The sequence below is a fragment of the Burkholderia sp. AU15512 genome (genome assembly GCF_002223325.1).
Lineage (GTDB): Bacteria > Pseudomonadota > Gammaproteobacteria > Burkholderiales > Burkholderiaceae > Burkholderia.
This window is the reverse complement of record NZ_NKEX01000003.1, coordinates 1,369,609-1,381,778: the sequence shown is the minus strand read 5'-3', so window position 1 is coordinate 1,381,778 and position 12,170 is coordinate 1,369,609. Positions and strand designations below refer to the sequence as shown.

The following is a 12,170-nucleotide window of genomic DNA, read 5'->3' as shown; positions in this document are numbered from 1 at the left end:
GCAGCGGGTCACGACGCGCGCGAGGCGCGCTCGCCGTCCATCGCGCGGCGCAGGCTCGCGGGGCGCATGTCGGTCCAGACGGTCTCGATATGCGCGAGACAGTCGGCTTTCGGGCCGCTCACGCCGATCTCGCGCCAGCCGGCCGGCACGGGCCGGAACGTCGGCCAGATCGAATACTGTTCTTCGTCGTTGATGACGACCGTGTAGACGAGGTCGTCGGTGTCGGCGGAAGGCGTCGTGGCTTGCGTCATGATCGGAAATCGCTGAGGCGGTTGAAGGTGGCGAAGCGGCGGTTTCGGCCGCTCCTGTCTGATAGACGTTTGGCCGGCGCGGATTTTTACCGGCGCCGTGCGCGGCCGCCCAGGAACACCGGGCACGCGACGCCGCGATGGCACGCGTCGAGGCATTCCGCGCAGTGGCGCTCCGCGTCGCGCACCATGAAATGCACGAGCGTCTGCGACACGTTCAGCGCGCGCGCCGCGGTCTGCAGCGTCTCCTCGCGCAGACGCACCATCTCGAACGCCGCGCGGCTGCGCGCCGGCAGGTCGTCGAGCGCCGCCCACACGCGCCGCAGCGTGTCGCGCGTCAGCAGCGCGGCTTCCGGCGTCGGCTCGGGCGACGGCACGTCGAAGCCGTCGTCCTCTTCCGTGTGATAGACGTTCTCGAGGCTTTGCCGGCGGCACGCATCGATCGACGCATTGCGCACCATCCGCGTCACGTAGGCGACCGGCTGGCGCACCGCGTCCTGGTTCGGGAATTCGACGAGCTTCACGAACACGTCGTGCACGACGTCCTCGGCGCGGCTCGCGCAGCCGACGAAGCCGCGCGCGACATTGACGAGCATCGCCCGGTGCGAGATCAGCACGTCCAGCAACGCGCCCTGCGCACGGGCCTCCGCGGTGCGGCGCGCACGCGGCGGCCGGTCGGGATAACTGCCGAGGAACGGGTTTGCCGCTGCCGCCGCCGGTCGGTCGAGCACTTCCGCCATCGCCATCGATCTGCTCCGTCAAATTCCGAGATAGCGAAATTTAACGTAAACGCAAATCATTCTCAATACGATTACGAAATGACCCTTTCGGTTGTCAGGATTTGTCTGAACAATCGGCGAAATCGTTGTCGGGTCAGATAGGACGCATGCCGCCGGTCGTGGCAGGCGGCGATCGATGCGTCTGTCCGGCGGATACGGCTGCCCGTGCGTTCACGGGGTTCTGACGAAACGCCTGGGGTCATGTCATGTGCGGTAGCAACTTCTTACCACGTGAAATTTTGAGGGCCCGTACGATCGACGTGCCGTTTCCCCAAGGGAGAACCACATGAAATCCATCGTGTTATCTGCCGTCATGATTGGCGCGCTGTCGAGCGTGTTGCTCACCGGCTGCGTGGCCTATCCTGGCCCGGCCGAAGTCACGATCGGCTGGCATGGCGATCGTTACTGGGACGGAAATCGCTACTGGGAGCGCCGCGACTGGGAGGCTCAGCATCGCGGCGGGCATGACGACCGCCGCGACGATCGCCGGGACGACCATCGCGACGATCAGCGGCCGCAGTGGTAGCAAGCTGCCGCTCCCGTGACCCACTATTCAACGACAGGACCTCAAACATGAAGACGCTACTCAAGACCCTGACCGTCGCGGCGCTCGCCGCCGCCGTACTCGTGCCGGCGATCGCCGAAGCCCATCCGCACCGCGTGTGTCACTTCGAGCATCACCATCACAAGGTTTGCCGCTGGGTGCGCTGAGCATCGCGCAGCAGATGCGAAAAACGCCGGCTTGCCGGCGTTTTTTTCGTCTTACCGATGCTGTTCTCCGCGGGGTAGCGCCCGACCGGCTGGCGCCCGGCATACCGCGTCAATAGATGAACAATCGTATCGTCGCCGTTCCGTTGAACGGCCCGATCTTGGGTGGGCCGAACGCCTTCAGCACGGCATCGAGCGTCACGCTCTGGTAGTTCACGCTTCCCGGCATCTGGGCGAGCACGAACTGTTCGTTGAACGCGATCGCCTTGCCGTTCCGGTCCTCGATGCCGATGCCGAAATTGCTGTTGGCGTCCGGTACGAGCAGCCCGTTACGCACCGTCTGCGACGTCTCGAAGTAGCCGTCCACGCGCACCGGGACGTTGCATTGCTTCGTCAGCGCGAGACTGAACGACTTGCGCGGCACCGCAGGCGAAAAACCGTTGCCCGTCGCCTGAACCTGACCGAACTTCACGATGCCGGGCTCGGGTGTGACCTTCACGTCGACCATGCAGGGTGTCGGCTTGAGATTCTGCAGACCGCTCAGCTTGTAGCGGAAGCTTCCCTTGCTGTTCAGCCCGCGCTCGCCGTCGAACTGAAACACCGCGTAGATATCCGAAGGCGGTCTCGTCCACGCTCCCCGCTTGCGAATGACCACCTGATACGTAATGCTGATGGGCCATTTCGGACACATCCCGGCATTGACCTGCCGGTCGTTCATCTCGCAGATTTTCACGGAGCGGTGCGTGTCGATGCCGTTCCCCGGCTGGCTGCTGCGTCCGTAATAGTCCGTGCCCTCGAAGCGAATGCCGACTTCGAGCCCCCACGCGGCCGGATTCTGTTTCTCCGGGTTCGCGTAGAAGTAGATCTGCTCGGGGAAATCCTGCAGCCCGCCGATATCCTTGTAGCAATAGCCCGTCGTCGTGCGCGGCGGCGATACCCAGATCACGTAACCATCCGGCGCGTCGGTCGGATACGACGCGACGTTGCCGATCGTCTCGGTCAGCGACAGCCCGCCGTTGTCCGCAATACACTTCAGCGCCCACGCCGGCTGCGCAACCGCGACGAACAGCGCGAGCACACACCACCTGATCCAGGCCGGCATGGGCGAAGCGATGCGGTTTCGTCGAACGGCGCTCATTTCTTCACGCTCTTGCAAGCCCCTGCCTCACACGCATACTCCACCGCCACCTGGCCGCCGTAGTCGTCCACATGCGTGACGAACAGCGTCGACGGCGTCGCGGCCTTGAACGGCACGTCCGTCCTGCTCATCGGACTCACCATCACCGGCTCCAGCGGCACCTGCGTCTTCTGCGCCCCCGAAGCCAGGTTGACGATCGTGATGTGATACGGCGTCGGATTGTCGAACACGAGCGTGTGCGCGGCCGAGTCGACCCGCAACGTCATCGGCAGCGTCCAGTCCTCGTCGCGCGCCGGCTGCACGGCCTTCGGGCGATAGAACAGCTTCATCTGCGTATGCAGCGCGATCTGCAGCGTGTTCGGCGTATCCGTCTTCGGCGGCACTTCGCGGATGTTCAGGTAGAACACCGTTTCGCGATCGGCCGGCAGTTCGGTGCCCGGCAGCTTCGCGATCCGCAGCACGTTGCGCTCGTTCGCCTCGACGCGCTGCAGCGGCGGCACGACCATCAGCGGCGACGTGATCTTGTTGCCCTTCGCGTCCTCGAGCCACGACTGCACGAGATACGGGTACGTCGTGCTCTTGTTGGTGATCGTGACGATCGCGGCCTGTTCGCCTTCGTTGAAGATCACGCGCGTGCGATCGGGAACGATCGCCGCCTGCGCGGCGCCTGCGAACAGCGCGCCGGCGGTCGCGAGCACGCACCATGCGCGCCGCGAAAAGGAAAGGGAGAAGGAATGTTTCATCGCGGGATCCGTGAATTCATCGTTCGACCCGTGCGGCCGCTGCATGCGACTCACCGGGCGTCTGGCACGTCACCGGAATCGGCGTGCCTTCGAGTTGGAGCTGGTTCGGCAGCGTGTCGATCGTGCAGAGCGTGCGTTCGCCCGCCCGCACCGCCAGCGTGGATTTCGGCTGAACCTGGGTCAGGAACGCCGCACCGCCCTCGCCGACGATGCCGAGCTCCTTGCCGTTCGCCACGTCCTGCACCGATGCACCGAACGGCAGCGGCTTGCCGGCCGGGTCGGTCAGCGTCAGGTACAGGTTGCTGCCGCGCGCGGCGGCAAACTTCACGAAGCCGATCGCGCCGTCGGTCAGCACCATGCGCTGGATCGGGTTCGTCACCTGCACTTCGAGCGGCAGCTTCTCGACGTTGACGGTCGCGTCGTACACGTTGTACGGCGAGATGCCGTCGAGCACCGCATAGCCGCGCGAATCGGTATGCGAGAGCGTGCCGGACAGCGGCACGTCGGGCACGCCGTCGGTCGACACCAGCAGGCGCGTGTCGCCCGCATTGCCGTTCGCGTGCGCCGACACGCCGTATTGCGTCGCGACGAACGAACCGTCGACTTCGAGCGATGCCGCCGCATACGCATTGGCGAGCGTCGACGCCTGCGCGGTCAGCTGATACGCGGACGAGCGCTGGCGGTAGCTCGCGTTCGCCGACGCGCGTCCGTCGGTCGCACCCGCGTTGACCTGGTAGGTCCGGCCGTTCGGATCGTCGTAGATGTAGCCCGCGTTCACGCTCGTGCTGCCGCTGCCCGTCGTCAGGTTCGACGTGACCGTGTGACGGCCGCCGATCGGCAACGTCGCGGTGACCGAGACCTGATTGCCGCTTGCACCGGCGCTCTGCGTGCGGAACGCCGACACGCTCACGTTCAGGTTGCGCAGCGTGCCGATCGAGAACGCCCGCGTCAGCGTGAGGCCGACGCGCTGCTCGTTCGCGCGTTCCCAGTAGGTCGTCTGGTCGTACGAGAAATAGGTCGAGGTATCGCCGAAACGTTTCGACAGCGTCGCCGAGTAGCGCTGCTTGCTGTTGGCGAGGCCGTACGCGGTCGGGTCGCCCGAGAACTGCGCGAAGTTCGTGTATTCGCGCTCGGAGAAGCGATAACCGAAGAAGCGCACGTCGGCATCGAGCCCGTCGAAGTGCTTCGAATAGTTGATGCGGTACGAGTTGCCGTTGCGCGTCGCGCCGTTCCACCACAGCTTCGCCCGCGCATGCGTGACGTCGGCCGACAGCGCGCCGAACGCGCCGAAATCGCGGCCCAGGCCGAGCGCGATCGACGTATAACCCGACGCGGCGATGAAGCCGCCGTACGCCGTGACGTCGAACGGCAGACCGTAGGCGATTTCGCCAAAGCCGAAGAACGGCGTGATGCCGGCGCCGCCGAACTGGCGCGGCTTGCCGACGGCGGCCTTGTAGCGCAACTGCCCGGCGCGTGCGAGGAACGGCACGGCGGCCGTCGTCACCTGGAAGCGCTGCACGCTGCCGTCCTCTTCCTCGACCGCGACGTCGAGCGTGCCCTGCACGCTCGTATTGATGTTCTGCAGCGCGAACGCACCCGGCGACACGCGCGTCACGTACAACACGCGGCCTGCCTGCGACACGGTCACGGTCGCGTTGGTGCGCGCGACGCCCGAGATCAGCGGCGCATAGCCGCGCAGCGACGGCGGCAGCATGCGATCGTCGCTGCGGATCGACGCGCCCGTCAACGCGAACGTGTCGAAGATGTCGGAAGTCAGGTAGTCGTCGCCGAACGTCACCGTCGACTGGATCGACGGCAACGCACGAAATGCATAAAGCCGGCTGAAGCGGAACGTGCGGTCCGCGTAGGCCGTATTGCCCACGTTCGATTGCGCCTGGTAGTCGCCGCGAAAGCGCCATGCATCCCAGTTCGCGCCCACCGTCCCGTAGGCCTGGATCGAATTCGTCTGGCGGCCGCCCGTCCCGAAGTTGCGGTTCGTGTTCGCGATCACGCGATAGTCGAGCATCGCCCCCGGAATCCCTTCGGACCAGCGCGACGGCGGCAGGTAGGTCGAATCGGTGAATTCGAGCGCGGCCTGCGGAATCGTGATCTTGAGCCGCCCGTCGCTTTTGAGGTAGCGCACGGTCGCGCCCTCGATCGCGCCGAGGTCGACGCAACGTCCGCCCTGGAAGCGCGGCAGGTCCTTCAGGAGCGACGGCTTCAGCCCGAACTGCGCGACGAGTTCCGGCGGCAGGCACGGTTTGCCCGCCCCTGATGTATCGACGGCGATGAATTCGATCGCCTGCAGCCCGTAGAACAGGTCGTTGACCTGCACGTCGAGCATGTACTCGCCCGGCAGCGTGAAGTCCGCCTGCGAGAACTGCGACAGATCGACGTTGTTCGAGCCGTCGATGTTCAGGAACGACGAATTGAATTCCGTCGCATGGCTCTGGCTGCCGACCACCAGCACGGAGACGCAAAGGAAGGAATGTCTGATTCGCACGCGGCGCTACCGGAAGTCCAGGGAGGGAGAAAAGGAGGAAAAACGAACGAGGAAGGGTGCGCGCACCCTTCCCCGGTACGGCGGCTTACTGGTAGCGAACCGTGAAGTTCGCGACGCCTTCGGCGGTACCCGGCGTCACGCCGGCTGCGGTCGCCTCGTACATGGCAGCGAAGCGCGCGATGTTCGTGCCGTTCTGCAGCACGGTCGGTGCCTTCTGCTCGGCGCCGTTGTCGAGGTATTCACCCGACGCTGCCTGCAGGCGGATACCGACGTTGGTCGCCGAACCGATCGTCGCGAGCAGCTTCGGCTGGCCTGCGCTCGACGTGCCCGTGAACGTGAAGTACGCGTTCTGCGCGACGCTCGTGTCGCAGTCGGTCAGCTTGATGTCGAAGTTGGTCGGCGTGGACTTGTCGCCAGCCTGCTTGAACACGTTGGTCGGCACCTTGCCGAGGTTCACGGTCTGGTTGACCGAACCCGAATCGATGCCGCATGCGCCCGCGACGATCTCGCCCGTGAAGTTGATCGTGCCGGTGCCCGCTGCGAAGGCCGAGGTCGACAGGGCCGCGAGTGCGACAGCGGTCAGGATGGATTTTTTCATGACGTTTCCCGTAAGGACTGCAAATGGAGTAGTTGACGTGGCGGACACAAACGGCAGCGCATGGTGGCTCCGTCCGACACGAGGCGGCATTATCGAGATAATCGTGAAAGTTTTCTGTAAATCATTGTCAAATGCATCTGACAATGTCCGATTTACCCCTCTAAATCCACACTCTTTCCTGTCGATTTACAATCCTTCAACTTTTATCCGCAGTCCTTTTTTATTTTCCGGAAGCAATTGAAGATTAAGGAATTTTTTGATCGACAGCCGCAGCCACCCTGCTCACCCATGCTGGGATTGGCTCCCGAGAAATCATCGTCGAAAAGGACAAAGCATTGTCCAATGCCGCCATCGTTGCAGAACGACAACGCCAATATCAAATCATTTTCAACAAACAGGAAATTAAACGGCGATTCAATCAATTCCATTCTTTCGCGCAAACGATTGCGACATGAATACAAACGTTTTACTGCGACACTTTGCCGCTCTCATTATTTCCAATATATTGATTAATCAGATCGTCAATTCCGGATCGTAAATCACATGCATGCGCGGTCGCCGGAACCCGTCATCCGGTCCGGATCGCGGCAGCGCAGGAAGGAAAAATGGACCGCACACGTTTGCGCGGAATGGCGACACGAGCGGTCGCATGGCGAGGGCTGTTCCGGAACGCGCACGTGCGCGTTCCGGCAGGATGAAAAACGTCCTGGCCAGCCTGTCAGTGAAGGGGAAGATATCGCCGGAACAGCGGTATGGATCGAAGAAAGCGGCGGCGGCACGTCGAAGCGCACCGCCGCCCTCATGCCGCCCGACGCGTTGTCGCGTCAGGCGACAGGCATCACGCGGATGCCGCGGCCTCCACCGACGCCGGCGACCAGCCGCCGCCGAGCGCGCGGTACAGCGTGATCGCATTCGCGAGCCTGAGTTGCTTGAGCCGGATCAGCTCCTGCCCCGACTCGTACGTGCTGCGCTGAGCGTCGAGCAGTTCGAGATACGTCGCGACACCGCCCGCGTAACGGCGCTCGGCGAGCTTCAATCGCGCGCCGTCGGCCGCATACACGTCCTGTTGCGCGGCAAGCTGGCGATCGATCCAGTCGCGCGCGGCGAATGCGTCGGCCACTTCTCGGAATGCGGTCTGCACCGTCTTCTCGTAATCGGCCACCGCGATGTGCTTGCGCGCATTCGCGACGTCGAGGTTCGCCTGATTGCGGCCGCCCGCGAAGATCGGCAGCGTGACGCGCGGCGCGAACGTCCACACGCTCGTGCCGCCGGCGAACAGGCTCGAGAACGCATCGCTGACCGAGCCGTAGTCGCTCGTCAGCGTGATGCGCGGGAAGAACGCCGCGCGCGCGGCGCCGATCTGCGCGTTGGCGGCCTTGAGCCGTGCCTCCGCCTGCCGGATGTCCGGCCGCCGTTCGAGCAGTGCACTCGGTGCGCCGGGCGCCACGGGCGCGATCGACAGTGCGTCGAGCGCGGTCGTGTCATCCGGCACGTTGCGCGCGAAGTCGCCCGCGAGCAACTGCAGCGCGCGCACGGATTGCGCATGCTCGCGCTGCAGTGCGGCCTGCGACGCGCGCGCGGATGCCACCAGCATCTCGGCCGAACGCAGCTCGATCGCGTCGCTCGTGCCGGCCGCATAACGGCGCTGCGTGAGCGCGGCCATGCGTTGGCGCGCATCCAGCGTGCGCTGCGCCAGCGCAAGTTGCTCGTGCAGCGCGCGCTCCGATACGTACGCGCCCGCCACGTCGGAGATCACGCCGATGCGTACCGTGCGTTGCGCGTTGGCCGTCGCGAAATAATCGGCGAGCGCCGCGTCCGACAGGCTGCGCACGCGGCCGAACAGGTCGAGCTCATATGCGCTGATGCCGACGCCCGCGCGATACAGCCCGCTGATCGCGCTTTCGCGCACGACCGGGTCGTACTGGCGGGTACGGTCATAGCCCAGATTCGCATCGACCGACGGCATCCGGTCCGCGCGCTGCACGCCGTACAGCGCGCGCGCTTCCTCGAGGCGGCCGGCCGCGACCCGCAGGTCGCGGTTGTTCGCGAGCGCCGCGTCGATCCACGCCTGCAGCGCGGCATCGGTAAAGTAGCTGCGCCAGTCGTCGAGCAGCGCGGCGTCGGCGGGCGACACCTCGGCCGCCGGTGCGGCACTGCCGTCGACCGGCGCATAGGTCGCCGGCACCGGCGCCGCCGGCCGCTCGTAACGCGGCGCGAGCGTGCAGCCGGCCAGCGCGAGCGCGGCGGCCAGCGCAACCTGGGCCCGCAGCGCGGCGCGTGCATTCAGCGCAAACATCATTGAGAACCCTCCATCGTCGCCGGCTGTGCCCCGCCGCGTCGGCGCGCGCCGACGTCGAACAGGCGGCCGACGATCACGAAAAACAGCGGGACGAGGAACACCGCGAGCACGGTCGCCGTGATCACGCCGCCCAGCACGCCGGTGCCGATCGCCATCTGCGCGCCGGACGCGGCGCCCGACGCGAACGCGAGCGGCAGCACGCCGACACCGAACGCGAGCGACGTCATCACGATCGGCCGCAGCCGCAGGCGTGCGGCCTCGAGCGCCGCGTCGACGAGCGACATGCGCTGCGCGACCAGGTCCTTCGCGACTTCGACGATCAGAATGGCGTTCTTCGCGGACAACCCGATCGTCGCGATCAGCCCCACCTTGAAGTAGATGTCGTTCGGCATCATCCGCAGCGTGACGCCGAGCACCGCGCCGATCACGCCGAGCGGCACGACCAGCATCACCGCGAACGGAATCGACCAGCTCTCGTAGAGCGCCGCGAGCGCGAGGAACACGACGAGCACCGACAGCGCGAACAGCATCGGCGCCTGCGCCCCCGACAGCCGCTCCTCGAACGACTGCCCCGACCACGAGAAGCCGGTGCCGGCCGGCAGCTTCCCGGCGAGCCGCTCGATCGCAGTCATCGCCTCGCCGCTGCTGTGGCCTGCCGCGGCCGAGCCGTTGATCGTGAACGACGGAAAGCCGTTGTAGCGCGTGAGCTGCGGCGGCCCGAGCGTCCAGTGCAGCGTCGCGAACGCCGCGAGCGGCACCATCTCGCCGCGCGTGTTGCGCACGCGCAGCTTCTTCACGTCGTCCGGATCGAGCCGGTGCAGCCCGTCGGCCTGCACGATCACGCGCCGCACCTGCGTGCCGTGCATGAAGTCGCCGATATAGTCGGAGCCGAACATCACCGCGAGCGTCGTGTTGATCTCGTCCATCGACACGCCGAGCGCGGACGCCTTCGCGCGATCGATGTCGAGCTTCAGTTGCGGCGCGTCCTGCGTGCCGGCGAACATCAGGTCGGTCAACGCCGGATCCTTGCGGCCCGTCTCGAGCAACTGCTCGCGCGCGGCGCTGAACGTCGCGTAGTCGAGCCCGCCGCGGTTCTGCAGCCGGAAGTCGAAGCCGCTCGACGAGCCGAGATCGGGCAGCGCCGGCGAGTTCATCGCGAACACCGTCGTGTTCGGCGTGCTCGCGAAGCGCTCGTTGATGCGCGCGATGATCGCCTGCACGTGCGCTTCGTCGGCCTTGCGCTCCTTCCAGTTCTTCAGCGTGACATAGATCATCCCGCCGTTCGGCCCTTCGCCGTACAGGTTGAAGCCGCCGAGCGCGTACGTGAACGCGATCGGCTCATCGCGGCGGATGGCCGACTCGACTTCCCGCACGCTCTGCATCGTTTCCGCGAGCGGCGTGCCTTGCGGCCGGATCACCATCACCATGAAGTTGCCCTGGTCCTCGTCCGGCAGGAACGCGGTCGGCAGTTGCGTGAGCATCAGTGCCGCAGCGCCGGTCAGCGCACCGTATACGACGAGCCAGCGCACCGGCTTCTTCAGCATCGTGCCGACGCGCGTCGCATAGCGCTGCGTCGCGTTCGCGACGAAGCGGTTGAACCAGCCGAAGAAGCCGCGCTTCTCGTGATGGTCGCCCGACACGGGCTTGAGCAGCGTCGCGCACAGCGCGGGCGTCAGCGACAGCGCAAGGAAGGCCGAGAAGCCGATCGACACCGCGAGCGACAGCGCGAACTGCCGGTAGATGTTGCCCACCGCGCCGCCGAAGAACGCCATCGGCAGGAACACCGACGTCAGCACCACGGTGATCCCGATGATCGCGCCGCTGATCTGCTTCATCGCCTTGACGGTCGCGTCGTAAGGCCCGAGCCCCTCCTCGACCATCAGCCGCTCGACGTTCTCGACCACGACGATCGCATCGTCGACGAGGATGCCGATCGCGAGCACCATCCCGAACATCGTCAGCACGTTGATCGAGAAACCGGCCGCATACATCACGCCGAACGTGCCCGCGAGCGCGACCGGCACGACGAGCGTCGGGATCAGCGTCGCACGCAGGTTCTGCATGAACAGGAACATCACGAGGAACACCAGCACGCCGGCCTCGATCAGCGTCGTGACGACCTTGTTCATCGATACGCGCACGAACGACGACGTCTCGAACGGGATCTGGTACTTCACGCCCGGCGGGAAATACGCGGACAGCTCGTCCATCGTCGCGCGCACGCGCTTCTCGGTGGAGACCGCGTTCGAGCCCGGCGCGAGCTTGATGCCCATCCCGGTCGCGACCTTGCCGTTCACGTACGACGGATAGTTGTAGTCGTTGCCGCCGAACTCGATGCGTGCGACGTCGCGCAGGTAAAGCGCGGCGCCGTCGGCCTGCGTGCGCAGCGCGATCGCGCCGAAATCGGCCGGCGTCTTCAGCGGCGCGTCGGCGAGCACGGTCGCCGCGATCGGCGCGCTTTCCGGCACCGCAGAGCGGCCGATGTCGCCGATCGTCACGCGCGCGTTGTGCGCACGCACGGCCGATGCGATATCCGACGCGGTGAGGCCGTGACCGGCCATCTTCACCGGGTCTGGCCAGATCCGCATCGCGTACTCGGTGCCCCAGACCTGCACCTTGCCGACGCCCTCGACGCGACGCAGCGCCTGCACGACGTTCGCCGACGCATATTCGCCGAGCTGCACGGCGGTCATCCGCCCGTCGTCGGACGTCAGCGACACCACGAGCTGGATGTTGTCGGCGGCTTTCTCGACCTGGATGCCGTCGCGTCGCACCGGTTCCGGCAGCCGCGCCTCGACCGTCTTCAGCCGGTTCTGCACTTCGACGGCCGCGAGATCGGCGTTCACGCCCTGCTTGAACGTCAGGTACAGCGACGCCATCCCGGCGCTGCTGGTGGCCGACGTGTACATCAGCCCCGGCGCGCCGTTCATTTCGCGCTCGATCAGCGCGGTCACCGATTCCTCGACGACCTGCGGGGACGCGCCCGGATACGTCGCATAAAGGCTGACGACGGGCGGCGCGATGTCCGGGTACTGCGCGACGGGTAGCGCGCGGATCGCGAATGCGCCGCCCAGCATGATGAAAATTGCGATCACCCACGCGAAGACGGGGCGATCGATGAAGAAACGTGCCATGGTGGTGTGGTGTTGACCAG

10 protein-coding genes are annotated in these 12,170 nt (G+C 65.7%); 2 read left to right on the top strand and 8 right to left on the bottom strand.

Annotation, left to right across the window (positions count from 1 at the left end):
- Nucleotides 1–8: 8 nt before the first annotated feature.
- Entirely contained in the window at nt 9–251 is a 243-nt protein-coding gene (locus CFB43_RS09085; RefSeq protein WP_011351933.1) for an MbtH family protein, read from the bottom strand.
- Nucleotides 252–337: 86 nt separating this feature from the next.
- Complete coding sequence (locus tag CFB43_RS09080) at nt 338–994, bottom strand: RNA polymerase factor sigma-70 (RefSeq protein ID WP_089494816.1); 657 nt, start codon at nt 992–994, stop codon at nt 338–340.
- Between the two features lie 319 nt (nt 995–1,313).
- Here CFB43_RS09080 and CFB43_RS09075 point away from each other — a divergent pair, with 319 nt between their 5' ends.
- Both CFB43_RS09075 and CFB43_RS38375 read left to right on the top strand, forming a co-directional pair.
- A complete protein-coding gene (locus CFB43_RS09075; protein ID WP_089494815.1) occupies nt 1,314–1,553 on the top strand; it encodes a hypothetical protein in 240 nt (79 codons plus the stop codon).
- A 47-nt stretch (nt 1,554–1,600) separates the two neighbouring features.
- The gene (locus CFB43_RS38375) at nt 1,601–1,738 is read left to right on the top strand and encodes an HHHH-motif protein (protein ID WP_163008971.1); all 138 of its coding nucleotides are present in this window, start codon (nt 1,601–1,603) and stop codon (nt 1,736–1,738) included.
- Between the two features lie 109 nt (nt 1,739–1,847).
- Here CFB43_RS38375 and CFB43_RS09070 read toward each other — a convergent pair whose 3' ends face one another.
- From CFB43_RS09070 to CFB43_RS09040, 6 genes are all read right to left on the bottom strand, one after another.
- A complete protein-coding gene (locus tag CFB43_RS09070) occupies nt 1,848–2,873 on the bottom strand; it encodes a fimbrial protein (RefSeq protein ID WP_089494814.1) in 1,026 nt (341 codons plus the stop codon).
- On the bottom strand, nt 2,870–3,616 hold the full coding sequence (locus CFB43_RS09065; RefSeq protein ID WP_089495288.1) for a fimbrial biogenesis chaperone: 747 nt from the start codon (nt 3,614–3,616) through the stop codon (nt 2,870–2,872). Before CFB43_RS09065 ends, CFB43_RS09070 begins: the two co-directional genes overlap by 4 nt.
- Nucleotides 3,617–3,632: 16 nt before the next feature.
- Complete coding sequence (locus CFB43_RS09060; RefSeq protein ID WP_089494813.1) at nt 3,633–6,086, bottom strand: fimbria/pilus outer membrane usher protein; 2,454 nt, start codon at nt 6,084–6,086, stop codon at nt 3,633–3,635.
- Nucleotides 6,087–6,204: 118 nt separating this feature from the next.
- Nucleotides 6,205–6,717 (bottom strand): fimbrial protein, encoded by a 513-nt coding sequence (locus CFB43_RS09055; protein ID WP_089425375.1) that lies wholly within the window; start codon nt 6,715–6,717, stop codon nt 6,205–6,207.
- A gap of 838 nt (nt 6,718–7,555) precedes the next feature.
- Nucleotides 7,556–9,013, bottom strand: coding sequence for an efflux transporter outer membrane subunit (locus CFB43_RS09045; RefSeq protein WP_089495287.1), 1,458 nt, complete (start codon nt 9,011–9,013; stop codon nt 7,556–7,558).
- Entirely contained in the window at nt 9,013–12,150 is a 3,138-nt protein-coding gene (locus CFB43_RS09040) for a multidrug efflux RND transporter permease subunit (RefSeq protein WP_089494812.1), read from the bottom strand. The genes CFB43_RS09045 and CFB43_RS09040 overlap by 1 nt, the downstream gene beginning before the upstream one ends.
- Nucleotides 12,151–12,170: the final 20 nt, after the last annotated feature.

What these genes read in the sequence shown, in the direction of transcription:
- CFB43_RS09085 (WP_011351933.1), bottom strand. Translation starts at nt 251, where the DNA reads ATGACGCAAGCCACGACGCCTTCCGCCGACACCGACGACCTCGTCTAC.
- CFB43_RS09080 (WP_089494816.1), bottom strand. Translation starts at nt 994, where the DNA reads ATGGCGATGGCGGAAGTGCTCGACCGACCGGCGGCGGCAGCGGCAAAC.
- CFB43_RS09075 (WP_089494815.1), top strand. Translation starts at nt 1,314, where the DNA reads ATGAAATCCATCGTGTTATCTGCCGTCATGATTGGCGCGCTGTCGAGC.
- CFB43_RS38375 (WP_163008971.1), top strand. Translation starts at nt 1,601, where the DNA reads ATGAAGACGCTACTCAAGACCCTGACCGTCGCGGCGCTCGCCGCCGCC.
- CFB43_RS09070 (WP_089494814.1), bottom strand. Translation starts at nt 2,873, where the DNA reads ATGAGCGCCGTTCGACGAAACCGCATCGCTTCGCCCATGCCGGCCTGG.
- CFB43_RS09065 (WP_089495288.1), bottom strand. Translation starts at nt 3,616, where the DNA reads ATGAAACATTCCTTCTCCCTTTCCTTTTCGCGGCGCGCATGGTGCGTG.
- CFB43_RS09055 (WP_089425375.1), bottom strand. Translation starts at nt 6,717, where the DNA reads ATGAAAAAATCCATCCTGACCGCTGTCGCACTCGCGGCCCTGTCGACC.
- CFB43_RS09045 (WP_089495287.1), bottom strand. Translation starts at nt 9,013, where the DNA reads ATGTTTGCGCTGAATGCACGCGCCGCGCTGCGGGCCCAGGTTGCGCTG.
- CFB43_RS09040 (WP_089494812.1), bottom strand. Translation starts at nt 12,150, where the DNA reads ATGGCACGTTTCTTCATCGATCGCCCCGTCTTCGCGTGGGTGATCGCA.